At 67.0% G+C, this 24439-nt stretch carries 25 protein-coding genes; 9 read left to right on the forward strand and 16 right to left on the reverse strand.

Going from position 1 to position 24439, the window contains the following annotated elements; translation table 11 throughout:
* Positions 1–4 precede the first annotated feature (4 nt).
* From hisF to coaA, 3 genes are all read left to right on the forward strand, one after another.
* Entirely contained in the window at positions 5–781 is a 777-nt protein-coding gene (hisF, locus tag QM712_RS30020) for an imidazole glycerol phosphate synthase subunit HisF (RefSeq protein WP_415026765.1), read from the forward strand.
* A gap of 78 nt (positions 782–859) precedes the next feature.
* Positions 860–1183 (forward strand): phosphoribosyl-ATP diphosphatase, encoded by a 324-nt coding sequence (locus QM712_RS30025; protein ID WP_415026766.1) that lies wholly within the window; start codon positions 860–862, stop codon positions 1181–1183.
* A 23-nt stretch (positions 1184–1206) separates the two neighbouring features.
* Positions 1207–2163, forward strand: coding sequence for a type I pantothenate kinase (gene coaA / locus QM712_RS30030; protein WP_415026767.1), 957 nt, complete (start codon positions 1207–1209; stop codon positions 2161–2163).
* 238 nt (positions 2164–2401) lie between these two features.
* Here coaA and QM712_RS30035 read toward each other — a convergent pair whose 3' ends face one another.
* From QM712_RS30035 to QM712_RS30045, 3 genes are all read right to left on the reverse strand, one after another.
* Positions 2402–4627 carry an ATP-binding protein gene (locus QM712_RS30035; protein ID WP_415026768.1) on the reverse strand — a complete coding sequence of 742 codons (2226 nt, stop codon included), beginning with the start codon at positions 4625–4627 and terminating at the stop codon, positions 2402–2404.
* A gap of 123 nt (positions 4628–4750) precedes the next feature.
* Entirely contained in the window at positions 4751–5218 is a 468-nt protein-coding gene (locus QM712_RS30040; RefSeq protein ID WP_415026769.1) for a hypothetical protein, read from the reverse strand.
* A gap of 106 nt (positions 5219–5324) precedes the next feature.
* Positions 5325–6863, reverse strand: coding sequence for a YifB family Mg chelatase-like AAA ATPase (locus QM712_RS30045; RefSeq protein ID WP_415026770.1), 1539 nt, complete (start codon positions 6861–6863; stop codon positions 5325–5327).
* Between the two features lie 233 nt (positions 6864–7096).
* On the opposite strand from QM712_RS30045, the gene QM712_RS30050 reads away from it, so the two are divergent.
* Both QM712_RS30050 and QM712_RS30055 read left to right on the forward strand, forming a co-directional pair.
* The gene (locus tag QM712_RS30050; RefSeq protein ID WP_018644993.1) at positions 7097–7342 is read left to right on the forward strand and encodes a PilZ domain-containing protein; all 246 of its coding nucleotides are present in this window, start codon (positions 7097–7099) and stop codon (positions 7340–7342) included.
* Between the two features lie 79 nt (positions 7343–7421).
* Positions 7422–8204, forward strand: coding sequence for a tetratricopeptide repeat protein (locus tag QM712_RS30055; protein WP_415026771.1), 783 nt, complete (start codon positions 7422–7424; stop codon positions 8202–8204).
* A gap of 75 nt (positions 8205–8279) precedes the next feature.
* Here QM712_RS30055 and QM712_RS30060 read toward each other — a convergent pair whose 3' ends face one another.
* From QM712_RS30060 to rsmI, 8 genes are all read right to left on the reverse strand, one after another.
* On the reverse strand, positions 8280–9569 hold the full coding sequence (locus QM712_RS30060; RefSeq protein WP_415026772.1) for an AAA family ATPase: 1290 nt from the start codon (positions 9567–9569) through the stop codon (positions 8280–8282).
* Positions 9566–10300, reverse strand: coding sequence for a CpaD family pilus assembly protein (locus QM712_RS30065; RefSeq protein WP_415026773.1), 735 nt, complete (start codon positions 10298–10300; stop codon positions 9566–9568). Before QM712_RS30065 ends, QM712_RS30060 begins: the two co-directional genes overlap by 4 nt.
* Before the next feature lie 52 nt (positions 10301–10352).
* Positions 10353–11870 carry a type II and III secretion system protein family protein gene (locus QM712_RS30070; protein ID WP_415026774.1) on the reverse strand — a complete coding sequence of 506 codons (1518 nt, stop codon included), beginning with the start codon at positions 11868–11870 and terminating at the stop codon, positions 10353–10355.
* 14 nt (positions 11871–11884) lie between these two features.
* Positions 11885–12682, reverse strand: coding sequence for a Flp pilus assembly protein CpaB (cpaB, locus tag QM712_RS30075; RefSeq protein WP_415026775.1), 798 nt, complete (start codon positions 12680–12682; stop codon positions 11885–11887).
* Positions 12683–12793: 111 nt separating this feature from the next.
* Complete coding sequence (locus QM712_RS30080; RefSeq protein ID WP_415026776.1) at positions 12794–13054, reverse strand: hypothetical protein; 261 nt, start codon at positions 13052–13054, stop codon at positions 12794–12796.
* A 45-nt stretch (positions 13055–13099) separates the two neighbouring features.
* Positions 13100–14044, reverse strand: a complete 945-nt coding sequence (gshB, locus tag QM712_RS30085) for a glutathione synthase (protein WP_415026777.1) — start codon at positions 14042–14044, stop codon at positions 13100–13102.
* A 10-nt stretch (positions 14045–14054) separates the two neighbouring features.
* Positions 14055–14456, reverse strand: a complete 402-nt coding sequence (locus QM712_RS30090; RefSeq protein WP_415026778.1) for a YraN family protein — start codon at positions 14454–14456, stop codon at positions 14055–14057.
* The gene (gene rsmI / locus QM712_RS30095; RefSeq protein WP_415026779.1) at positions 14443–15393 is read right to left on the reverse strand and encodes a 16S rRNA (cytidine(1402)-2'-O)-methyltransferase; all 951 of its coding nucleotides are present in this window, start codon (positions 15391–15393) and stop codon (positions 14443–14445) included. The genes QM712_RS30090 and rsmI overlap by 14 nt, the downstream gene beginning before the upstream one ends.
* A gap of 378 nt (positions 15394–15771) precedes the next feature.
* On the opposite strand from rsmI, the gene QM712_RS30100 reads away from it, so the two are divergent.
* Positions 15772–17022: a penicillin-binding protein activator gene (locus QM712_RS30100; protein ID WP_415026780.1), complete on the forward strand. Its 1251-nt coding sequence runs from the start codon at positions 15772–15774 to the stop codon at positions 17020–17022.
* Positions 17023–17140: 118 nt separating this feature from the next.
* On the opposite strand, the gene hemW is transcribed toward QM712_RS30100, so the two are convergent.
* The 3 genes from hemW to rph are packed head-to-tail and all read right to left on the reverse strand — an operon-like array spanning position 17141 to position 19641.
* Positions 17141–18295 (reverse strand): radical SAM family heme chaperone HemW, encoded by a 1155-nt coding sequence (gene hemW, locus QM712_RS30105; RefSeq protein WP_415026781.1) that lies wholly within the window; start codon positions 18293–18295, stop codon positions 17141–17143.
* Entirely contained in the window at positions 18282–18917 is a 636-nt protein-coding gene (gene rdgB, locus QM712_RS30110; protein ID WP_415026782.1) for an RdgB/HAM1 family non-canonical purine NTP pyrophosphatase, read from the reverse strand. Before rdgB ends, hemW begins: the two co-directional genes overlap by 14 nt.
* 10 nt (positions 18918–18927) lie before the next feature.
* Positions 18928–19641 (reverse strand): ribonuclease PH, encoded by a 714-nt coding sequence (gene rph, locus QM712_RS30115; protein WP_415026783.1) that lies wholly within the window; start codon positions 19639–19641, stop codon positions 18928–18930.
* A gap of 180 nt (positions 19642–19821) precedes the next feature.
* On the opposite strand from rph, the gene hrcA reads away from it, so the two are divergent.
* Together hrcA and grpE are read left to right on the forward strand one after the other, a co-directional pair.
* The gene (hrcA, locus tag QM712_RS30120; RefSeq protein WP_415026784.1) at positions 19822–20910 is read left to right on the forward strand and encodes a heat-inducible transcriptional repressor HrcA; all 1089 of its coding nucleotides are present in this window, start codon (positions 19822–19824) and stop codon (positions 20908–20910) included.
* A 100-nt stretch (positions 20911–21010) separates the two neighbouring features.
* Positions 21011–21616, forward strand: coding sequence for a nucleotide exchange factor GrpE (grpE, locus tag QM712_RS30125; RefSeq protein WP_415026785.1), 606 nt, complete (start codon positions 21011–21013; stop codon positions 21614–21616).
* 154 nt (positions 21617–21770) lie between these two features.
* Here the strand turns inward: grpE and pncA are convergent, their stop codons facing one another.
* Together pncA and QM712_RS30135 are read right to left on the reverse strand one after the other, a co-directional pair.
* Positions 21771–22493, reverse strand: a complete 723-nt coding sequence (gene pncA, locus QM712_RS30130; RefSeq protein WP_415026786.1) for a bifunctional nicotinamidase/pyrazinamidase — start codon at positions 22491–22493, stop codon at positions 21771–21773.
* Positions 22494–22590: 97 nt separating this feature from the next.
* Positions 22591–23532, reverse strand: a complete 942-nt coding sequence (locus tag QM712_RS30135; RefSeq protein WP_415026787.1) for a hypothetical protein — start codon at positions 23530–23532, stop codon at positions 22591–22593.
* A 393-nt stretch (positions 23533–23925) separates the two neighbouring features.
* Between QM712_RS30135 and QM712_RS30140 the strand changes: the two genes are divergently transcribed.
* A partial coding sequence (locus QM712_RS30140) for an Hsp70 family protein (RefSeq protein ID WP_415026788.1) occupies positions 23926–24439 on the forward strand: 514 nt, incomplete at its 3' end.

Genomic DNA, 24439 nt, shown 5'->3' on the forward strand with positions numbered 1-24439 from the left:
CACGATGTTCAAGGTGCGCGTGATCCCCTGCCTCGACGTCAAGGACGGCCGGGTCGTCAAGGGTGTCAATTTCGTCGATCTGCGCGACGCCGGCGATCCCGTCGAGGCGGCGATCGCCTATGACGCCGCCGGCGCCGACGAGCTCACATTCCTCGACATCACCGCCACCCACGAGAACCGCGGCATCATGCTGGACGTGGTCCGGCGCACCGCCGAGGCCTGCTTCATGCCGGTCACCGTCGGCGGCGGTGTGCGCAAGGTCGACGACATCAAGACGTTGCTGCGTGCCGGCGCCGACAAGGTCTCGATCAACAGCGCTGCGGTGTCGCGGCGCGAATTCGTCAAGGAAGCGGCGGAAAAGTTCGGAGAGCAGTGCATCGTGGTCGCGATCGACGCCAAGCGCGTCAAGCGTCCGGGCGGCTCCGATCGCTGGGAAATCTTCACCCATGGCGGCCGCAATTCGACCGGCATCGACGCCATCGAATACGCCCAGGAAGTCGTCTCGCTCGGCGCCGGCGAAATCCTCCTCACCTCGATGGATCGCGACGGCACCCGGCAGGGTTTCGACATCCCGCTGACCCGTGCGATCGCCGACAGCATTCCCGTCCCGGTGATCGCCTCCGGCGGCGTCGGCAATCTCGATCATCTCGTCGACGGTATCCGCGACGGGCACGCGACCGCCGTGCTCGCGGCCTCGATCTTCCACTTCGGCGAATTCACCATCCGCGAGGCCAAGGAGCACATGTCCCGGCGCGGGTTACCCATGCGCCTGGATGCCTGACGACTCCCGTTCATAAAAGTGCTACATGAGCCGGAAGAGACCGGCTCGACCTGCCGGGGCGCGTTTTCGAGTATCCGTATGCCGCGTTTCACGATCCACGATCTGGCCGAAACCATCGACGCCCGCGCCGCAGCCGGCGGCGAGGCCTCCTATACCCGCAAGCTGCTGGACAAGGGCGCCGAGCATTGCGCCAAGAAGTTCGGCGAGGAAGCAGTCGAAACCGTAATCGCTGCAGTCGAAAACGATCGCGCGCATCTGATCGCTGAAAGCGCCGATCTTCTCTATCACTTCCTTGTGCTGCTCAAGGCGCGCGGCGTAAGACTGGAAGAGGTGGAAGCGGCATTGGACAAGCGCACGTCCATGTCAGGGTTGGAAGAGAAGGCTTCACGCAAGGGCCAGTAGATCCCAACGGAGAAGGTCGCGTCATGGATATCCGCGCACCCGAACAGCAGTATAATCCGTACCGCGTCTATACGCGCGAGCAGTGGTCGCGACTGCGCGACGATACGCCGATGACGCTAGAGCCCGGCGAGTTCGACCGGCTCCGCTCGATGCACGATCGCCTCGACCTTCAGGAGGTCGAGGACATCTATCTTCCGCTGTCGCGCCTGCTCTCGATCTATTTCGATGCCACGCAGCGGCTTTATTATTCGCAGCGCCAGTTCCTCAACATCCGCGACCGCAAGATGCCCTACATCATCGGCGTCGCCGGCTCGGTCGCGGTCGGAAAGTCGACCACGGCCCGCGTGCTGCAGGCGCTGCTGGCGCGCTGGTCGCCGCGCCCGAAGGTCGACCTGATCACCACGGACGGTTTTCTCTACCCCAACGCCGTGCTCGAACGGCAGGGCATCATGCAGAAGAAGGGTTTTCCCGAAAGCTACGACCTGCCGTTGCTGCTCGGCTTCCTCTCCGACATCAAGGCCGGCCGCCGCCATGTGCGCGCGCCGGTCTATTCGCATTTGACCTACGACATCGTGCCGAACCAGTGGGCCGAGGTCGACCAGCCCGACATCCTGATCGTCGAGGGCGTCAACGTGCTGCAGACCGGCAAGCTGCCGCGCGACGGCAAGGCGGTGCCGGTTGTCTCCGACTTCTTCGACTTCTCGGTCTATATCGACGCCGACGAAGCGGCGCTGCGACGGTGGTACATCCGGCGCTTCCTGGCGCTGCGGGACACCGCGTTCACCAACCCGAAATCCTACTTCAACCGCTACGCGCTGCTGTCGGACGAGGAAGCCACCGCCACCGCCATCGCGATCTGGGAACGCACCAACCTCGCCAATCTCGAGGACAACATCCTGCCGACTCGCCCCCGTGCGACGCTGATCCTGAAGAAGGGCGCCGACCATGTGGTGGAGAGCGTGGCGCTGCGAAGGCTGTAGGCCGCGGCGTCGCGGGGCAGGTAACGCGGTGCGCGCCCGTTTTACGCCGGGACGATGATCGATATGCTGTGCCGTGAGTGGTGGGCACGCTGCGCTTTGTCCACCCTACGGGATTGATGCAAGGCGAACGCCTGTACCCACATCGTCATTGCGAGCGCAGCGAAGCAATCCGGAATCTTTCCGCGGCGGCAGCCTGGATTGCTTCGCGGCGCTCGCAATGACGGTGGAAAAGATCTCGCTATACGGCCAGATGCCGTGACGCCGCGAGTCCGGCCAGCGCTTCCTCGAGCTTCTCGCGATCGAGCGGCTTGATCAGGAAGCCGTCCATGCCCGCCTCGAAGCAGGCATAGCGATCCTCCACCAGCGTGTTCGCCGTCAGCGCCAGGATCGGCGTGCGGCGCCCGCCGGCGGACGCTTCGTGTCCGCGAATCCGTTTCGTCGTTTCGATGCCGTCGAGTTGCGGCATCTGGATGTCCATCAGCACGAGATCGTAGGGCGTCCCCGCCGAGGTCGCCGCGAGCCACGATTCCAGCGCGGCTTCGCCATGGACCGCGATGACGACGCGATGGCCGAGCTTTGTCAGCAGCGACCGCATCAGCAGCGCGTTGATCTCGTTGTCTTCGGCGACCAGGATCGACAGGCCTTTCGCCGGCGTCGGGCCGGGCCGGGCCTCGACCGGCGGCTCCGGCGCGAGATCGGGCGAGGCGACTTCCGGCGCGAGCGCCAGGCGCGCGGCGAGCGATGCGGTGCGGAGCGGCTTCACCAGATAGCCGGTGAAGGCAGCTGACAGCTTGTCATGGCGCGAACTCGGCGTCAGCAGGACGAGGCGCTGCGTCGCATGCCTGCGGGCCGCCTCGCCGAGACTGTCGGCGGCGGCTCCGAGCGCGCGATCGATCAGCACCGCGTGCCACGATCGCTCCGGCAGCAGGGCTTCGGCGACCGTCGCATCCGAGACCAGGCAGGTCTGGCCGCCCCAGCGCTCCAGCCTCCGGGCGATGAGGGAGGCTTCGATACCTTCCGCGATCAGGAGGATCGATTTGCCGGTGAGATCGGGGCAGGGGAATGGCGTTTGACCGGCGCTCGCATCCGAGGCGGCCAGCTGAACCGCGACCTCGAAGGTCGAGCCCCTGCCCGGCTCGCTCTCCAGCGTGAAGCGGCCGCCCATGCGCTTGACGATGCGCTCGCTGATGGCGAGCCCCAGACCGGTGCCGCCATAGACGCGGGCGACACGTTCGTCGGCCTGCTCGAATTCGCGGAAGATGCGCGACTGCGCCTCGGGCGCGATCCCGATGCCGGTATCGCGGACGAGGAAGCTGATCTCGTTCGGCCAGATGCCGGGCTCGACGATCAGCGCGACGCCGCCGGTCGCGGTGAACTTGATGGCGTTGCCGGCGAGATTGAGCAGCACCTGTCGCAGCCGCGCGGCGTCGCCGACGACTTCGAGCGGCAGGCGTTCGTCGACATAGGCGGCGATCTCGAGATTCTTCGCCTGGGCCCGCGGCGCCAGCAGTTCGCTGATCTCCTCGACCAGCGCCGCGAGCGCGAAGGGGCGCCGGTCGAGGTCGAGCTTGCCGGCCTCGATCTTGGAATAGTCCAGCAGCTCCTCGATCAGCGCCATCAGCGCTTCGCCGGACGTCTTGACGGCCCTGGCATAGGTCGTCTGCTCCGGCGTCAGCGTGGTGTCGAGCAGCAGCCCGCCCATGCCGATGATGCCGTTCAGGGGCGTGCGGATCTCGTGCGAGGCCATCGCGAGGAAACGCGACTTGGCGCGGTTGGCGGCATCGGCCTGATCGCGTGCGTCCGACAGCGCCCGTTCCGTCTCGGTGCGGTCGGTGACGTCGCGCCCCACGCTCTGCAATTCCGCGGGCTGGCCGGCATCGAGCCGCACGAACCCCTCGCGCCAGGCGATCCAGCGCGCGCCGACGGGTGTCGCGATCTTCTGGTCGTGGATGCGCGTGCCGGCGCTCTCGCGCGCATTGTCCCCCTGCTCCAGCACGTCGAAATCGAAACGCGTTCCGACCAGGGCGCTGCGGGTCTGTGCCGCCAGCGCGCAATAGGCATCGTTGGCGAAGGTGATGCGGCCCTGATGGTCGCGCAGCACGATGAGGTCGCCCTGTTGCTCGAACAGGCTGCGGGCGCGCTCCTCGGCTTCCTTCAGCTCCCAGTTGCGATCGATCAGCGCCTCGTTGTGGGTGGCCAGCGTGCGCAGCCGCTTGTTGACGAAACGCAGCCGCATGCTCAGCGTCGCCAGCCCCAGGCAGGCGATCGCGAACAGAAAGCTCGCGCCGATCGCGAACGCGTTGGGATCGTAGCCGGAGTTCTCGGATCGGCTGCCGGACACGAAGCCATAGGCGGCACCGAACGTCGCCGAGAAGATCATGAAGGAGCGGATCGCGAAGGCGGTCTTGGGGTAGCGGCGCCTGAAGCGGCGCATGCGTACCTTGATCCGGAACGTCCGTCCCATCGCAACCGACCTTTATTTCCGAAAGCCCCGTGACCGCCGGCCGCGACGATGTCCCCGCCGACCTTGCGAACAGTTTGAGGTTTCGGTGCCGCCTCCAAACAGGGTTGACGAGCCGTTAACGGCTCAGAGCGAGGCGGCCTGCATGTGGCGATGATCGCGATGGGCGCCGACGATCAATGCCGCGGCCTCGCGCTGGGAAAACGTCTTCGAGCGCACATAGATGCGGTAGTCCGCCGGTCCGTCGGTCGAGAGATAGATCAGCGGCTGGTCGCCGCCGGCATGCGTGGAAATCGCGACGCGACGCGTCGTCGCACTGGCCTCGCAGGCGCCCGTCTCCTCGCTGGTGCCGTCGTCGACCACCGCAAAATCCGCGGCATCGGCATCGTCGGTGATCTGGACCCGGACCGAGGCCCGTGCGGGATCATCGGTGAAGCCGACCTGGATGCCGGCGGTCCAGAACAATGACGTCAGTTCGACCGAGGTCTCGCCGAGAGCGATGCAGGGATGGGAGGCCGATCCGATCTCGCTGCGGGCGAACACCGCAGCCGCCATCAAGGGAACGACCGAGGCCAGGATCTTGAAACGCAACATGACACTCTACTCACCGGCCCTTGGGAACTCGAACGGGAACGCGTGGGCCTTATGGTTTGCAGAGGGTAAAGGAAACTCGTTACCGCCGGGTTGATGCGCGACGCCGTCACGCCATCTGCCGCACATCCTCCGCGAGTGCGCGGTAGGACAGCGCTTCGGCGAGATGCAGCCGGCCGATCTTCTCGGTGCCGTCGAGGTCGGCGAGCGTGCGCGCCACCCGCAGCACGCGGTGATAGCCGCGCGCCGACAGCCGCATGGTCTCGGCCGCGTCGCGCAGCAGTTTCTGGCCCTGCGCGTCGGGCCTTGCGATCTCCTCCAGCACGGAGGCCGGCGCCTCGGCATTGGTGCGGATGTGCGGCAGGCCCGCATCCGCATAACGCCCGAGCTGGATGTCGCGTGCCGCCGCGACGCGCGCGGCGACTTCGGCCGAGCCTTCCGCCGGCGGCGGCAGGATCAGGTCCGCCGCGGTGACCGCGGGCACCTCGATGCGCAGATCGATGCGATCCATCAGCGGTCCCGAGATTCGCGCCTGGTAGTCCGCCGTGCAGCGGTCGATGCGGCCGCGCTTGCAGGCATAGCCGGGCTCGAAGGCGTTGCCGCAGCGACAGGGATTCATCGCCGCCACCAGCATGAAGCGCGCCGGATAGGTGACGCGATGATTGGCGCGGGACACCGCGACCGCGCCGTTCTCGAGCGGCTGGCGCAGCGAATCCAGCACGCGCGGATCGAATTCGGGCAGCTCGTCGAGGAACAGCACGCCCTGATGCGCGAGCGAGATCTCGCCCGGCCTGGCGCGCATGCCGCCACCGGTCAGCGCGGCCATGCTCGCGGAATGATGCGGCGCGCGGAACGGCCGCTGCGATGTCAGCGCGCCGCCCTCGATCTCGCCGGCGACCGATGCGATCATCGAAACCTCGAGCAGTTCGCCCGGCGACAGCGGCGGCAGGATCGAGGGCAGGCGCGCGGCCAGCATCGATTTGCCGGCGCCGGGTGCGCCGATCATCAGCAGGTGATGTCCGCCCGCGGCCGCGATCTCCAGCGCGCGCTTCGCGCTCTCCTGGCCCTTGATGTCGCGCAGGTCGAGCGTGGAGGCGGGCGCCTGGTGCACCTTCGGCGAGGGCCGCGACAGCACCTGCGTGCCCTTGAAGTGATTGGCGATCTGGATGAGCGAGTGCGCCGCGATGATCTGGATGTCGGGGCTGGCCCAGGCCGCTTCCGATCCGCAGGCAGCCGGACAGATCAACCCCTCCTCGCGCTCATTGGCACCGATCGCCGCGGGGAGAACGCCCGCGACCGGCGCAATCGAGCCGTCGAGGCCGAGTTCGCCGAGCACGGTGAAGCCCGTCAGCGCATCCGGCGGAATGGCGCCGATCGCCGCCATCAGGCCGAGCGCGATCGGCAGATCGTAATGGCTGCCTTCCTTGGGCAGGTCGGCGGGTGCGAGGTTGACGGTGATTCGCCGCGCCGGCAGCGCCAGCCCCGAGGCGATCAGCGCCGAGCGGACCCGCTCGCGCGCCTCCGACACGGCCTTGTCCGGAAGTCCGACGATGGCGAAGGCCGGAAGGCCCGGCGCGACCTGCACCTGCACGTCGACCGCGCGGGCCTCGATCCCTTCGAAGGCGACGGTGGAAACCCGCTGAACCATGCCCGAACCAGCCTGCCTCTCTCTCTCCCACAATCAACGGTAGCAGGGCTTGATCGGTGAGGCAAGAACAATACGGGAACATCGGCTGCGGGCGGCGCAATTCCTAACCAGCCGTGAACGCGGAGGAGACACTAAGCCTCGAATGCGAACGGCTGTGCTCAGCACATTCCAACGAATGTTCGCTACTCCTAAACGTGCGGGATGGGCCGTGATCTAACAAGTGAACAATCGAAATGCTTGCAAATCGCCGGAGAAGCGAACGTCGGGTGTGCAGTCGGCTCGCCAAGATCCACTTTGGCGCCGGGTCGCTTCCGCGGGACTGCACGATCACGGACATCTCCGATGGCGGTGTGAAGGTAGTGGCGGAATTTCTGGAAGTGCCGCCGCAATTCACCATCATCTTCGCGCCGGATTATTCCCGGCAATGCCGCCTGCGCTGGCGCATCGGTTGCGAATTCGGTGCGGAATTCGTCGACTAGGCGCAACGGGCGCCGCTCCTTAACGGGACTTTAGCGTTAATGGGTCAGCATCTCTGATCAGTTGCCGAGTGATCAGAGCATGTCCAAGCGCTTCTTCCTTGCCCCTCATCCGGCGAGAGTCCTGTTTCCTGCACTGATGGTGCTCGCCCTCGGTGGTTGCCAGACCACGACACTCGATGACGTGACGGGCGCGCTCGGCGGTAAATCGGAAACGGCCGCGAAAGCGGATTCGAAACCCGACATGGACGCCCTGCGCGAGCGCTATCGCGCCAAGCCCAACGATCCGAACACCGCGATCGAATACGGCCGCGCGCTGCGCGACACCGGCCAGCGCGCGCAGGCCGTCGCGGTGCTGGAGCAGGCGGTGCTGGTCCATCCCAGCAACAAGCCGCTGCTCGCCGGCTATGGCCGCGCACTCGCCGACAACGGCAATTTCCAGCAGGCCTTCGACGTGCTGAGCCGCGCGCATACGCCGGAAGATCCCGACTGGCGCATCCTCTCGGCCCAGGGCGCGGTGCTCGATCAGCTCGGCCGCAACGAGGAAGCGCAGCAATATTACGCGACCGCGCTCAAGATCGTGCCCGACGAGCCGTCGGTACTGTCCAATCTCGGACTGTCCTACGTGCTGCAGAACAATTTGCCGCGGGCCGAGGAGACGTTGCGCCGCGCGCATGAGCGCAACGCCGCCGATGCGCGCGTCCGCGCCAACCTTGCGCTCGTGCTGGGTCTTCAGGGAAAGCAGGCCGAGGCCGAAGCCATCGTGAAGGCCGATCTGCCGCCGGACCAGGCCGCGGCGAAGGTCACGGCACTGCGCCAGTTGCTGGTGAAGAAACAGCAGCAGCAGCGGGCGGACAACAAATAATCCGCCCTTCGTCCGGTCCCGGCGCGCCGTCCTTGCGTGAACCGGTCGCGACGTCGCTCGATAACGCTGCTGCGGCTAGGACGCCTTGCGATGCGGGGCCGGCCCGCGCCCTGCCCTGCCCTTCAGCTTCTTCAGCAGCGGTCCGAGCAGCGAACGCTTCGGCTTCCTGACCTCGCCGCGCCCGGCGAGGCGGTTCGCCATGTTCTGGAACAGCTCGGTGGTGCGGTGGCTCTTGGAGACTTCCGCGATCATCTGGCCGTTGTTGGCGGCGGTCGAGAACAGCTTCGAGTCGAACGGGATCACCGCGATCGGCTGGCTTTCCATCGTCTTGGCGAACGACTTGACCGCGATCTCCGCGCGCTTGTGCATGCCGACCTGATTGATGCAGTAGAGCGGCGGCCGGTCGTTCGGCCGCGCCGCCTTCAGCACGTTCAGCATGTTCTTGGTGTTGCGCAGATTGGCGAGATCGGGTTCGGCCACGATCACGATGTCGTCGGCGTTGACCAGCGCGCGCCGCGTCCATCCCGACCATTGATGGGGGACGTCGAGCACGATGCAGGGCGTGGTCATGCGCAGCGTGTCGAAGATCGCGTCGAACGCCTCGGCGCCGAAATCATAGACGCGGTCGAGCGTCGCAGGTGCCGCGAGCAGGCTGAGACGGTCGGTGCATTTGGCGAGCAGGCGCTCCATCAGCGCGGTGTCGGGCCGGTCCTGCGACAGCACCGCATTGGCGATGCCCTGCATCGGATCCTGGTTGTAGTCGAGACCCGCGGTGCCGAACGCCAGGTCGAGATCGATTACGACCGAATCCAGCGACAGGTCGCGCGCGATGGTCCAGGCCACATTGTGTGCGACGGTGGAGGCGCCGACGCCGCCTTTGGCGCCGACCACCGCGATGACGCGGCCGGTGATGATGGCTTCCGAGGCCGAGAACAGGCTGCAGATCGAGCGCACCACGTCGATGGTCTCGACCGGGCCCACCACATAGTCGTTGACGCCGCGGCGCACGAGCTCCCGATAGGGCGCCGTGTCGCTGGGATTGCCGATCACGACCACGCGCGTGCCGGGATCGCAGACGCCGGCCAGATCGTCGAGGCCTTCGAGGATGTCGCGGGTGCCGTCGGATTCGATCACGATGACGTTCGGCGTCGGCATCGTGTCATAGACTTCGATGGCCGCCGCCAGCCCGCCGTTCTTGGCGGTCAGATGCGCCTTGGCGAGACGGCGGTCCTGTCCCGCCGCGGTCACCGCGGCGAGGGTCTGCTCGGTCTCGCAAAATGCCTGCACGGAGATGCGAGGAACCGGTGCGATGTGTTCCTCGGGATGCCGCGGGTCGTCCGCTTCTTCGTCGTGGACGCTTGTCATTTTCCGGTGTCGCTGAGTTTGGCCTTGTCGGCCTCGGGATAGGCGGTGGTGGTCGTCGCGCCCTTGCGGTAGCGGTCGAAGGCGATGGCGCGCCGGGCGGTATAGGCCGGTGTCTCCGACCGCGGCTGCTCGAGGTCGGCCGGGTTGTCGATCATCGCCGCGAGGTTGCGCTGGGTCGCGCAGCCGAGATTGAAGTAGGGCCGGTTCTCGTTGTAGCCGGGGTCGAGGATGGACGGGCCGATGTCTTCCGGCCACAGCCCGCAGGGGCCGGCGACCGCGGCGATCCTGGAATAGCTGAGCCGGATGGTGGGCAGCAGCGCGGGATCCTCGGGACGATAGGGATGCTGCACGATGGCGCGCGACGGCACGCCGCCGGACGCCAGCACGGATCGGATTTCCTGATAGGTCGCGGCCGCCGCGCGGGAGTTCGTGGAATCGATGGGAACGTCGACCACGACGGCGCCGGTGCCTTCGCGCACCCAGTCGCGGGCGATGCCGGCGACGTCCGAATGCTGCGAGGCCGAGAGACCGCCGCGCGCCTTGCCGACGAAGACCACGATCGAGCGCTTGGCTTCCTCCACCGCGATCGGGTGGCGCTGGCGATAGTCGGTCGGCACCGTCTGGGTGACGATCTCGCCGGTGGTGTTGCACGCGCCGAGCGTGACGGAGAGTCCCGCCAGCGCGAGCGCGATGCGCAGCCTGCGGCGGCGGTCGGCCACTGTGTTCGTCATCGCGTCATCCCCCTCCTCGCCCTCGTCACCGAGTCCCCGTCGTCCGCGTGCCTCAGTCGATGATGAAGCCGAAATCGCCCTGGTAGCCGTTGATGGGATCGACGCGCCGCGCGATGCCATAGAGACGGTTCATGCGGCCGAGCAGCGCGGACTGCGCGTCCGAGGAGGGCGCAAAGCCATCGTCGGGCCGCGACAATTCCTTCTGGGCGACCGCGCGCACCACATAGGGCGTCACGATCACCATCAGCTCGGTCTCGTTGTTGACGTAGTCCTGGCTCCGGAACAGCGCGCCGAGGATCGGCACCTGGTCGACGCCGGGCAGGCCGTTGATCGCCTGCTTAGTCTGCTGCTGGATCAGGCCGGCCATCGCCATCGAGCCGCCCGAGGGAATCTCGAGCGTGGTCTCGGCGCGGCGGGTCTGGATCGACGGAATGGTGATCGAGTTGGTCGAGGTCGATGACAGGGCCTGCGTCACCGTGATCGCGCTCTGGTTCGACAGCTCCGAGACCTCGGTCATCACCCGCAGGCTGATGCGGCCCTCGCTGAGGACGACCGGCGTGAAGTTCAGGGAAATGCCGAACTTCTTGTAGGTGATCTGGGTGGTACAGACATGGGTGGTCGGATCGCAGGAATAGCCCGCGGGAATTGGAAACTCGCCGCCCGCGATGAAGGTGGCGGACTCGCCGGAGATCGCGGTGAGGCTCGGTTCGGCCAGCGTGCGCATGACACCGGCGCTCTCCATCGCGCGCATCGTGGCGCTGACGGTGGCGACGCCCTTGGCGAGGCCGCTGACGCCGAGGCCGTTGCTGCTGACCAGCGGTCCGCCGCTGACCGTGAACGGATTGGAATTGTTGAAGTTCACGACCGCCGTGCCGGCGTTCAGGCTGGCGCTGAGATCGACGCCCAATTGCTTGACGATGTCGCGGCGCACTTCGCCGACGACCACCTTGAGCATCACCTGGTCGCGGCCGCGCACGACGATGTTGTTGACGACCTTGTCGGCGCCGCCGACCAGCTTGGCGGCGACGTCGCCGGCCTGCTGCGCCTCGACCGGACTCGACACCGAGCCGGTCAGCATCACGCTGTCGCCGACGCCTTCGATCTGCACGCCCGGCAGCGACTGGCGCAGCGCGGTGCGCATGCCGTTGAGGTCGCGCTTCACCGCGATGTCGTAGGACGCCACCTGCTGGCCGTCGGCGGTGAAGAACACGACGTTGGTCTGGCCGACCTGGCCGCCGATGATGTAGGCGCGCTGTGCCGAGCGGATCACCGCATTGGCGATCTTGGGATCGGCCACCAGCACGTCCTTGACCTCGCGCGGCAGGTCGATGACGACGGACTTGCCGACGCCGAGCGACAGGAAGCGCGTTCTCGCCGGTGCGACGGTCGCAACCGGTGCGACGCCCAGATCCGGAGCCTGCATCGGTGCCTGGTCCCCGACCTGCGCATCCGCGGCGCCCGCCCGGTCAGAGGCTGCGACCAGCCCCAGCATCAGCATCGCCCCCGTCCAGAACGAGCGCGCGCGCTTCCCCCGAATGCGCGAGCCCGTCCGATCATCCCCGTAGCTCATCTTGGGTATCCCCATCACTTCTGTGACGTCGTGCTTGGAACGCCGTAGCGGACCACGTTCACATTCGCGCCGCGCTTGGCCGGCTTCTCGTCGTCGGTTTTCTCGATCGCGTTGGCGTCGACCAGGCTGCGCAATGCGAGCGAGAGCTGGCCGCTCTGGCGGGCGCGGGAGAGTGTCTCCACCTGTTCGGGCTTCAGTTCGAGCGTGACGGTCTTGCCGAGCACGCTGTTCTGGCCATCCTTCTCCTTGGGCAATTGATCGATCGCCAGGACGCGGATGTTGGACAGCACGAGCTCGGAGGTGACGCTGTCGGAGCCGGCGACGCCGTCGGGAGCCTTGGTGCGGCGGGTCAGGACGATGTCGACGCGATCGTTCGGCAGGATGAAGCCGCCGGCGCCGGTCTCGGCTGAAATCTCGGTGGACACGGCCCGCATGCCCGACGGCAGGATCGCGGCCATGAAGCCGGAGCCTTCGGCTTTCACCAGCTTCTGCTCGCGGATCGGTTCGCCCTGCATCATCGGCACGCGCGCGATCGAGCCTACGATCTCGGTCTGCGCCTGCGGCCTGTTGTCCCGGCGGATGAAGGCGCCGCTCGCGGTCGCCGCCGGCCAGGCCTGCCATTGCAGGTCTTCGGGTTTGACATATTGGCCGAGCCCGATGTCAGCCTTCGCGACGAGCACCTCGACGGTCGGCAGCTTCTCGGCCACCGGCGCGGCGGGAGCCGGCTTGTTGTCATAGCCGCTCGCCAGATACGCGGCGACGCCGCCGGCGCCGAGCGCGATGACCAGAACGACAATGCGTGCGGTATTCATACGCTTCTACTCTTACGCGGGGCACTCGAACCGCACGTGGCGGGTTCCCCTGCGTCGATGAGTAGGGAGTAAAAGTATAAGGGGTGTTGCGAGGCCGAGTGTGATGGCCGGTCACGCGGCGCGTTTTGGGCGCATGGTGAATGCCGCGTTATCCGCGCAGGCCGGCGCCCGTAGAATCACGCAGCAGAGATCCTGCGTTCGAATGACGCGCTTCGGCGTCATGGTGAACGGGTGGTTAGTGATGTCGGGGCGCGTGCCCGCGATGAGAAAGCGACAGCGCGTTGCGTGCTCCTCATCCTGGGAAGCCTGCGAAGCAAGCGCCGCGAAGGATGAAAGCCGAAGGGCTGCCTCGCCCTTCGAGACGCCGCGCACGCGCGGCTCCTCGGGATGAAGGCGTGAGCTGAAAAGCCCGGCGGCTTATTTCGTCCGCTTCTGCTCGATCACGTCCCAGACCTTCGCGGCCACGTCCGGGCCGCCGAGCCGCGCGATGGCGCGGATGCCGGTCGGCGAGGTCACGTTGATCTCGGTGAGGTTGCCGTTGATGACGTCGATGCCGACGAACAGCAGGCCGCGCTCGCGCAGCGCCGGCCCGACGGTCTCGCAGATTTCGCGTTCGCGCGGGGTGAGTTCGGTCTCCTTAGCCGCGCCGCCGCGCACCATGTTGGAGCGGAGGTCGTCGGCGGCCGGCACGCGGTTGACCGCGCCGGCGAACTCGCCGTTGACCAGGATGATGCGCTTGTCGCCGTGCTTCACCTCGGGGATGAACTGCTGGATCACCCAGGGCTCCTTGAACGTCACCGAGAACATGTCGAACAAGGAGCCGAAATTCATGTCCTGCGGCATCACGCGGAATACCGCCGCGCCGCCATGGCCGTGGAGCGGCTTCATCACGACGGCGCCGTGCCGGTCGCGGAAGGCGTTGATCTCGTCGAGGTCGCGCGAGATCAGGGTCGGCGGCATCAGCTGCGGAAAGTTCATCACGAACAGCTTTTCCGGCGCGTTGCGCACCGAGGCCGGATCGTTGACGACCAGCGTCTTCGGATGGATGCGCTCGAGCAGATGCGTCGAGGTGATGTAGGCGAGATCGAACGGCGGATCCTGGCGGAGCAGCACGACGTCGAACCCGTTCAGCGCCTCGCGCCGCGGCTCCCCGAGGGTGAAGTGATCGCCGAACTCGTCGCGGACGGTCAAAAGCTGAACCGGCGCGACGATCTCCTCGCCGACCATCGAGAGCTTGTCGGGCGTGTAATAAGACAGGCCGTGGCCGCGCTTCTGCGCCTCGAGGAGCAGAGCAAAGGTGGAATCGCCCTTGATGTTGATGCGGGCGATGGGGTCCATCTGGACGGCGACGTTGAGTTTCATGGTCTGCCTTTCAGCTCGAGGCGTCGAATGCCGCCAACACATGGCGCGGAAGTCGCTTCGGCGCAATCAGCATGGCGTCGAATCGCAATTCGAATTCGGCATGCTCGGGATGTGCTGCGAGCCAGCCTTGCGCGGCGTGGACGATGCGCTGCTGCTGGCGTGGCGTCACCGCATAGGCGGCGTCGTCGAGCGTGGGGCGCGCCTTGACCTCGACGAAGGCGATCAGGCTTCGGCGCCGCGCCACGATGTCGATCTCGCCATGCGGCGTGCGGTAACGCTTCGCGAGGATGCGGTAGCCCTTGGCCATCAGATAGGCCGCGGCGCGGCTCTCGGCCGAGATCCCGGTTTGGAACGCGGCGACACGCTCGGGCGAAGGGGCTTTCTGTTCCCCGGCTCCCTCAGTCTTCGCCATCGTCGCCCCGCAGGCCTTTGGCGAGCTCGAGCGCGCGGGCATAGACCTCGCGGCGCGGCCGGCCCGACAGCGCCACCGCATGGGCCACGGCGTCCTTGACGCTGTGCGCGGCAAGCTGTTCGCGGAGGAGGCCGTCGAGCGCATCCGACGTCAGCACCTCGGCATCGGCGGGCGGCGGGCCGATCACCAGCACGAATTCGCCGCGCGTCTCCAGCGTCGCGGCGTCGCGCGCGAGTTCGGGAAGCGGTGCCCGCGAAATCTCCTCGTGCAGCTTGGTCAATTCGCGGCAGATCGCGGCCTCGCGGCTCCCCATGATCTCGGCGAGTTCGGCAAGGGTTTCCTGCACGCGGTTGCCGGAATCGAACATCACCAGCGTCGCGTCGATGCGGGCGAGCTCGGCAAGACGCGTGCGGCGCGCGGCCGATTTCGCCGGCAGAAATCCCTCGAAGAAGAAGCGATCGGTCGGCAGCGCGGCGACCGTCAGCGCCGCCAGCACCGAGGAGGGGCCGGGCAGCGCGAACACCGCGTGGCCGGCGGCGCAGACCTCGCGCACCAGCTTGAAACCGGGGTCGGAGATCAGCGGGGTGCCGGCGTCGGACACCAGCGCGACCGAGCCGCCCTGCGCCAGTGCCTCCAGGATCTTCGGACGCGCGGCTTCGGCGTTGTGCTCGTGATACGGCTTGAGCTGGGCCGCAATGGCGTAGCGCTCGGTCAGGCGCCGCGTGATGCGGGTGTCCTCGCAGGCGATGACATCGACACCGGCGAGCGTCTGCAGCGCGCGCAGCGTGATGTCGCCGAGATTGCCGATCGGGGTCGCGACCAGATGGAGCCCCGGTGCCGCCTTCGGGGCTGCGAGACGGTGAGCGTCGATGGAGAAACCGCGCGGGGCGGCGTCCGTAGCTTCAGTCGTATTTATCGGGGCCGGCTTTGCGCGCATAATGGGATGAACTTAGGCATGATCGGGAGGGCAGGGAACCGGTCCTCCGAAAAAGATCGTAACGAGACCCGGTTCCGGGCCAGGATACTGCGCCCAGGATACGGAGCGATGGGGCCGAGGGGGACGGGAATGTGATCCACATGGGATCACTTTCGAGGGGGAGGGAAGCACTCACGCCATATTCGCGGCAAAAATCCTGATTTGATGCTGCGGACAGACGGCGACAGCTCGCCGAGACGTGAGGGACGGCCGCGTTAAGGGGGCATTATCCTTTTGTTTTGGTTAACTATTTGCCGACAATATGCGTGAATCCGCGGCTTTTGCCGGGGAACGACGAGGTCTGACCGACCGATGAGGCCGGTCAAAGGAAGAGTTGCCATGGTGGGCCCGCGATATCCCAGATCCTCCGCTTCGGAGGAGTCTCCCGCTCCGGGGCCTCGATTGTCGGGGGCAACCCGGCGGAGCGCGCTCGGCCTTCTGCTCGGCGCGCCCATCCTCTCGGCCTGCACCGGCGTGCAGCAGAGCCTCAGCCAGTTCTCCAGCCCGTTCGGCAGTTCCGCGCCGCCGGCCGCGCCGGCAGGGCCGCCGCAACAGGCCACGACCGCCGGTACCGGCGGGGTGAAGGTCGGCTTGATCCTGCCGCTGTCGGCCTCCGGCAATGCCGGCCTCGCCGCGCAATCCATGCGCAACGCCGCCGAGATGGCGCTGGCCGAGTTCCAGAACCCGAACATCCAGCTGCTGATCAAGGACGACAACGGCAGCCCGCAAGGTGCGCAAGCCGGCGCGCAGCAGGCGGTCGATGAAGGCGCCGAGATCATTCTCGGGCCGCTGTTCGCGCAATCGGTGCCCGCGGTGGCGCAAGTGGCGCGCACGCGCGGCATTTCGGTGATCGCATTCTCGACCGACTCCAGCATCGCCGGCCGTGGCGTCTATCTCTTGAGCTTCCTGCCGGAGTCCGACGTCAACCGCATCGTCGAATATTCCGCGAGCGTCGGAAAGCGCTCCTTCGCGGCGCTCGTGCCCGACAATGCCTATGGCAACGTCGTCGAGGCGGCCTTGAAGGCGGCCGCGCCGCGGCGCGGGGGGCGTGTCGTTGCCTTCGAGAAATACGGCGCCGATCGCGCCGCGCCGGCGCGCACGCTGGCGCAGCAGCTCGGCAGCGCGGATGCGCTGTTCATCGCCGATGACGGCGACGCCGTCGTCGCGGTGGCGGATGCGCTCACCGCGGCGGGCGCGAACCTGCGCAACATCCAGCTGCTCGGCACCGGGCTCTGGGACAACCCGCGCGTCTATGCCAGTGCCGCACTGCAGGGCGGCCTCTATGCCGCGCCCGATCCGGCCGGCTTCCGCGCCTTCTCCGGCCGCTACCGCACCAAATACGGCGCCGAGCCGGTGCGCACCGCAACGCTCGCCTATGACGCGGTCGCCCTCGTCGCCGCGCTCGCGCGCACGCAGGGCACCACCCGCTTCTCGTCGGATGTGCTCACCAATCCCTCGGGCTTCGCCGGCATCGACGGCCTGTTCCGCTTCCGCCCCGACGGCACCAATGAACGCGGTCTGGCGGTGATGAAGGTGACGAGCGGCGGCGGTGTCGCGGTCGCGGGCTCGCCGAAGAGCTTCGGGGCTTGATGGTTTCGTAGCTGTCGCAGGATGGGCAAAGGCGCACGCGCGCCATGCCCGACGACTCTCGACGACATCGCATGGAATGCGTGGGCACGCCTCGCTTTGCCCGCCTTAACGCATCTCGCTAGGCCGCGAGATCGGCGACCACGGCGTCCAGCACGGGGAATCCGCTGCTCGTCACGCGCAGGCGTCCCGTCGCGTCCACGGTGATCGCGCCTTCCTCGCGCAGCAGCGCGATGCGGCCCGGATCGAGCACGCGGCCGGAGAGCGCGGCGTAGCGATCGGGGTCGATGCCTTCGGCGAGACGCAATCCCATCAGCAGGAATTCGTCGGCGCGCTCTTCGCTGTTGAGGAGGTCGTCGGTGACGACGCCGTGGCCGTTGCTCTCGACCCGCATCAGCCAGGCTTCGGGACGCTTCTCGGTGGCGATGGCATGGCGCACGCCGTCGATGTCGAGCCGGCCGTGAGCGCCGGGGCCGACGCCGGCATATTCCTCGCCGCGCCAGTAGACGAGATTGTGCCGGCACTCCGCGCCGCGGCGCGCGTGATTGGAAATCTCGTAGGCGGGCAGGCCGAGCTTGTCGCAGGTTTCCTGCGTGACGTCGTAGAGCGCGCGCGCCACCGCTTCATCCGGCGTCTTCAGCTTGCCGGCCTGGTGCAGGCCGAAGAACGGCGTGCCTTCCTCGATGGTGAGCTGGTAGAGCGACAGATGCTCGGCCGCTTCGTCGATGGCGTGGCGCAACTCGCCCGCCCACATCGCCGGCGTCTGGTCGGGCCGTGCGTAGATGAGATCGAATGAATAGCGGTCGAACGAGCGGCGGGCGATGGCGACCGCGTCGAGCGCCTCGCGCGCGCTGTGCAGGCGGCCCAGCGCCTTCAGCGAGGCATCGTCGAGAGCCTGCACGCCGAGCGAGACGCGGTTGACGCCGGCCGCGCGATAGCCGGCGAAGCGCGTGGCTTCGACGCTGGTCGGGTTCGCCTCGAGCGTGACCTCGACGTCGCGGGACACGCTCCAGTGCTTGCCGATGGCGTCGAGCACGGCGCCGACGGTTGCGGGCTGCATCAGGGACGGTGTGCCGCCGCCGAGGAAGATCGAGGTGACTTCGCGGCCCGGCGCGCGCTGCGCGGTGGTTTCGATTTCGCGCGCGAAGGCGGCGGCGAAGCGCGCCTCGTCGATCGCGGCGTGGCGGACATGGCTGTTGAAGTCGCAATAGGGGCACTTCGACAGGCAGAACGGCCAGTGCACGTAGACGCCGAAGGCTTCCTTAGCGCGGCTCAAGGCAGATCTCCGCCAGTTTCACGAAGGCGCGGGCGCGATGCGACAGGCCGAGGCCGAGCGGCGGCAGGCCGTGCTTCTCGATGCTGGTCATCTCGCCGAAGGTGCGGTCGTGACCGTCGGGAAGGAACATCGGATCGTAACCGAAGCCGGCGGTGCCGCGCGGCGGCCATACCAGTGTGCCGTCGACGCGCGCCTCGACCTCTTCGAGATGATCGTCGGGCCAGGCGACGCAGAGCGCGGAGACGAAATGCGCCGTGCGCCTGTCGGGCATGGTCGCGCCGCGCTCCTGCAGCAGGCGCTCGATCCGCGTCATCGCCGCGGTGAAGTCCTTGGTCGGCCCGGCCCAGCGCGCGCTGTAGATGCCGGGCGCGCCGTCGAGCGCATCGACCACGATCCCGGAATCGTCGGCGAAGGCCGGCAGCTTCGTCGCCTGCGCCGCGGCGATCGCCTTGATCGCGGCATTGCTGCGGAAGTCGTTGCCGGTTTCCTCGGGCTCGGGCAGGCCGAGCTCTCCGGCCGATACTGCCTCGATGCCGTAAGGCGCGAGCAACTCCTTCATCTCGGCGAGCTTGCCGGGATTGTGGGTCGCGATCACGAGCTTTCCGGTGATTCGGCGGTGCATGGCCTATTGACTACGCCACCGCCAGTTTCTGCAAGTCCACGAGACGCGCGACGCCCTTGCGCGCCAGCGCCATCAGCGCCAGGAACTCGTCCTGCGTGAACGGCTCGCGCTCCGCGGTGCCCTGCACCTCGATGATGCGGCCGTCGCCGGTCATGACGAAATTGGCATCGGTCTCGGCCTCCGAATCCTCGGCATAGTCGAGATCGAGCACCGGCGTGCCGTTGTAGATGCCGCAGGAGATCGCGGCGACGTTGTCGCGCAGGACGTTGGCCTTGACCATGTTGCGCGTCTTCATCCAGTTCACGCAGTCGGCAAGCGCGACCCAGGCGCCGGTGATCGAGGCCGTGCGCGTGCCACCGTCGGCCTGGAGCACGTCGCAATCGACCGTGATCTGGCGCTCGCCGAGCGCTTCGAGGTTGATGATGGTGCGCAGCGAGCGGCCGATCAGGCGCTGGATCTCGACGGTGCGGCCGCTCTGCTTTCCGGCCGATGCCTCGCGGCGCGTGCGTTCCGAGGTCGCGCGCGGCAGCATGCCGTATTCGGCGGTGACCCAGCCGCGGCCCTGGCCCTTCAGCCACGGCGGCAGGCGGTCTTCCAGCGTGGCGGTGACGAGCACGTGGGTGTCGCCGAATTTCACCAGGCACGAGCCTTCCGCATATTTGACCACGCCACGCTCAAGCGTCACGGGGCGCAATTCATCGGGCGCACGGCGGCTTGGCCGCATGGGAAGTCCTCCAAAACTCACGGGAAAAGGCTGTTGGGGGTGCTTGTAGGTGGGGTGAGGGTGGGCGGCAAGGGGGGAGGACGAGGCTTTTTCCACCTTCGGAATCGCCTTGCGAAAACCGCGCTTGTCAGAACCGGTCAGGATCGACAAATTATGAGCGTCTGAGAGGAGTTAACGTCCGTGGCCCATCACGATCCGATCCATCTGATCGCGCCGCGCGCGGGCCTCGCCCAGCTCAACGAGCGCTCCCGCGACATCTTTCGTCAAATTGTCGAAAGCTATCTGGCGACCGGTGAGCCGGTCGGCTCGCGCAACATTTCGCGCCTGATCGCCACGCCGCTGTCGCCGGCCTCGGTCCGCAACGTCATGGCCGATCTGGAACTGCTCGGGCTGATCTATGCGCCGCACACCTCGGCGGGCCGGCTGCCGACGGAACTCGGCCTGCGCTTCTTCGTCGATGCCCTGATGCAGGTCGGCGACCTCAACGAGGCCGAGCGGCAGTCGATCCAGAGCCAGCTCGCCTCCGTCGGCCAGGCCCAGTCGGTCGAGGCGGCGCTCGACCAGGCGCTGACGCGGCTGTCGGGCCTGACCCGCGCCGCCGCCGTGGTGTTGACCCCGAAGTCGAATGCCCGGCTCAAGCACATCGAATTCGTTCGCCTGGAACCCGAGCAGGCGCTGGTGATCCTGGTCGGCGAGGACGGCCAGGTCGAAAACCGCGTGCTGACGCTGCCGCCCGGAGTTCCATCCTCGGCGCTGACCGAGGCGGGCAATTTCCTCAACGCGCGGATTCGGGGCCGGACGCTGGCCGAGGCGCGACTCGAGCTCGAGACCGCGCTCGGCGAGGCCCGCGCCGAGCTCGACCAATTGACGCAGAAGGTGATCTCGGCCGGCATCGCGAGCTGGTCCGGGGGCGAGAACGAGGACCGCCAGCTCATCGTCCGGGGCCACGCCAATCTGCTCGAGGATCTGCACGCGCTGGAGGATCTCGAGCGCGTGCGCCTGCTGTTCGAGGATCTCGAGACCAAGCGCGGGGTCGTCGACCTGCTCGGCCGGGCCGAGACCGCGGAAGGCGTGCGAATCTTCATCGGCAGCGAGAACAAGCTGTTTTCGCTGTCCGGCTCGTCCACGATCATCTCGCCCTATCGGGATGCCGCCGGCCATATCGTCGGCGTTCTCGGCGTGATCGGGCCGACGCGGCTGAATTATGCCCGCGTGATTCCGACCGTGGACTACGCCGCCCGCATCGTCAGCCGCCTGCTGGGTGGCTGAGCCGCGTTTTGGGCCGATCACGGGCGCTTGATTTTCGGCGCCCGAAGCACGATATCCGGGCCAGAAAAAATCCCTTGAGACGAGTTCGAGAAAACAGCCGATGACCGATCGAGACCGGCAACCCGACGACACGACCCAGCCGACCGGCGAGCCCGTGGTGTCGAAGCCCTACATCATGCCCGACGATCCCGAGCCGGGCTCGGTCGAGCTGTTGCAGAAGGAAGCCGCCGAGGCACGCGACCGCATGCTGCGGACGCTGGCCGAGATGGAAAATCTGCGCAAGCGCACCACCAAGGAAGTCGCCGACGCCCGCCTCTACGGCATCACCGGCTTTGCGCGCGACGTGCTGGACATCGCGGACAACCTCCAGCGCGCGCTCGATGCCGTTCCCGCGGAGGCACGTGCCGCCGCCGATCCCGGTCTCACCTCGCTGATCGAGGGTGTCGAGCTCACCGAGCGCTCGCTGCTCAACGCGCTGGAGAAGCACGGCGTGAAGAAGTTCGATCCGCAGGGCCAGAAGTTCGACCCGAACTTCCAGCAGGCGATGTTCGAGGTGCCCGATCCGTCGGTGCCCGCTGGCACCGTGGTGCAGGTCATGCAGGCCGGCTACACGATCGGCGAGCGCGTGCTGCGCCCGGCTCTGGTCGGCGTTGCCAAGGGCGGCGCCAAGGCCGCGCCTGCCGCCAACAGCAACGAAGCGAACTGAGCGGGACGGCCCGTCATCCTCATGGTGAGGAGGCGTGCCAAGCGCCGTCTCGAACCATGCAGGCCCGGGTCCGTCAGCTCGGCCTTCATCCTTCGAGACGCGCGCGAAGAGGCGCGCTCCTCAGGATGAGGGTCTTGCGGTTTTTCCGCCCTTCCTACGCGCTCACCGCGATATCCGCCGACTGGATCCGCTTGACGCCGGCCTTGGCCATGTCGGCCCATGCCTTGGCCAGCGAGCCCTGCGTGTCGATGCCGCGGCAGGCGTCTTCCACCACATAGACCTCGAAGCCTGCCTTGCGCGCGTCGAGCGCGGTCCAGGCGACGCAGAAGTCGGTGGCGAGGCCGGCGACGAAGACGCGCTTGATTCTGCGTCCCCTGAGATAGCCGGCAAGGCCTGTCGAGGTCTTGCCGTCGGCTTCGAGGAAGGCCGAATAGCTGTCGACGTCCTTGTGGAAGCCCTTCCGGATGATGAGCTCGGCCTGCGGGATCGAGAGGTCCTTCGAGAGCGCCGCGCCGTCGGTGCCCTGGACACAATGGTCCGGCCACAGCACCTGCTTGCCGTAGGGAAGGTCGATGGTCTCGAACGGCTTCTTGCCGGAATGGACCGACGCGAACGACACGTGGCCCGGCGTGTGCCAGTCCTGCGTCATCACCACGTTCGCGAATGCCTTGGCGATCCGGTTGATGACGGGCACCACCTGCTCGCCTTCCTTTACGGCGAGGCTGCCGCCGGGCAGGAAGCAGTTCTGGACGTCGATCACCAGCAGCGCGGAGGCGTCGTCCGGCTTGATCGCGGCGGCTGCGAAGAGAGCGGTCGGCACGAGAGTCGCGAGCGCCGTCGTCCCGAGCGCAGTGAGGATTTGTCGTCGATCGAGCATCGTTCGCCTCCCCTTGTGAGCCAATGGAGGCGAAGCCTAGTTCCGCCGGTGTGCGAACAGAAGCCTGAAAATGCAACCGGCCCCGTTGGGGGGCGATCTAGCCCTTCGGCTGGATGCCGTCGCGCACGGCGCGGAAGCGGGTGAAGGCGGTCGACCATTGGTCGCGCGGAGCGCTGGCGATGATCCGCAGCGAGGCGCCGCCGCTGCTGAAGCGGATCCACTGCACCACGGTCACCGGCGTCTTGTCCTTGCCGCTGACGCCGTCGATCCGGGTCTCGAAGCCCTGCTGGCCGTTGATGCGGATGGGTTCGGACATGGTGATGCGGGACTCGCGCACGCCGGGAATCTGCAGCGCCGCCTCCTGGGCGAAGCGGGCCCGGTCGTCGGCCTGCTGCGGGGTGGCGCCGATCAGGCCGAGGATCATGAACGGCTTCGATTCGTAGCCCGTGCCCTCGTTGCCGTCGGCCAGGATGATGCTGCTGCCCGGCGCCAGCGTGCGGACGTCCTTGAAATCGGCGAGGTCGGTGATCTTGAACGGCATCAGCGCGATCTGCTCGTCGGCCGACACCTCCCTGCGGGTGACGGCGCTCGCAAACATCTGCCGCACCGCCTCGTCGGAATAGATCTTGGTCGCGTTCTCCGGGATCTGCACCGCGACATAGCCGGAGAAACCGGCGCCGGGCACGATCATGGAATAGCGCCGCACCGGGGTATCGCCGGCCTTGCCGGTCTCGGTGGTGAAATAGGCGAGGCCCGCGGGGGTCTCGATCTTGTCCTGCTTGATGCCGTTGGTGCCCGCCGGATTGGCGTTGAAGGCGGCCACGACCTCGCCATAGGCCGCCGGCGGCAGCTCGGTGATCAGCACCTTGACGCCACCATCCTCGCTCTCGAACCCCGGAAAGGTCTTGGCCGTGCTGAGGCCGATCAGGGGCACCATGCCGAGGCGCAGCCCGGGGGGAAACACGGCGTCCGCGGCACTGGCCGGAAGCAGGGAGGCGGCGAGGAGGGCGAGCGCGGCGAGGGGGCGAATGAGCTTCATGGGCACTCTGATTGGTTCACATTGAGGCCGTTCGATGGTGGGCTGCCGGGCCGCTTTGTCGCGCGAAGCAGTCTCGCGCCGCCTGTCCGGCCGCCCGCCTTTTAGCGGGTTTGGTCCGGTCGCAACAGGGTGGGGCGGATCGCGGCGGCGATGTCGGGTGGGACCCAACCTGTTAATATTTCCTCACCCGCAAGGGCGGCGCCGCCCCGATATGATCTTCCAAAACCCAATGTTTTCACGGCTGAAACTTGCGTTCGGTCCTTGCGGCCCCCTCCCCCCCTCCTATATGAGCCTCAACCATCGCAATATCGCGGATGTTTGATCTTAGGGGGTTTTGGATCGGGTGCCTTCTGGGCCCAACCAACCTGCCGCAAAAAGAAGGATATCAGGACCATGGGAAAGGTCATTGGGATCGACCTCGGCACCACGAACTCGTGCGTCGCCGTAATGGATGGCAAGAACGCCAAAGTCATCGAGAATTCGGAAGGCATGCGCACGACGCCTTCGATCGTCGCCGTCACGGACGACGGTGAGCGCCTCGTCGGCCAGCCCGCCAAGCGTCAGGCCGTCACCAATCCAGAGCGTACGTTCTTCGCAGTGAAGCGCCTCATCGGCCGCCGCTACGACGACCCGATGGTCGAGAAGGACAAGAAGCTCGTTCCGTACAAGATCGTGAAGGCTTCGAACGGCGACGCCTGGGTCGAGGCCGACGGCCAGACCTATTCGCCCTCGCAGGTCTCCGCCTTCATCCTGCAGAAGATGAAGGAGACCGCGGAAGCGCATCTCGGCCAGAAGGTCGATCAGGCCGTCATCACCGTCCCCGCCTACTTCAACGACGCCCAGCGTCAGGCGACCAAGGACGCCGGCAAGATCGCCGGCCTTGAAGTGCTGCGCATCATCAACGAGC

Origin of the sequence: Bradyrhizobium sp. (assembly GCF_047605465.1) — a bacterium.
Taxonomy (GTDB): Bacteria; Pseudomonadota; Alphaproteobacteria; order Rhizobiales; family Xanthobacteraceae; genus Bradyrhizobium.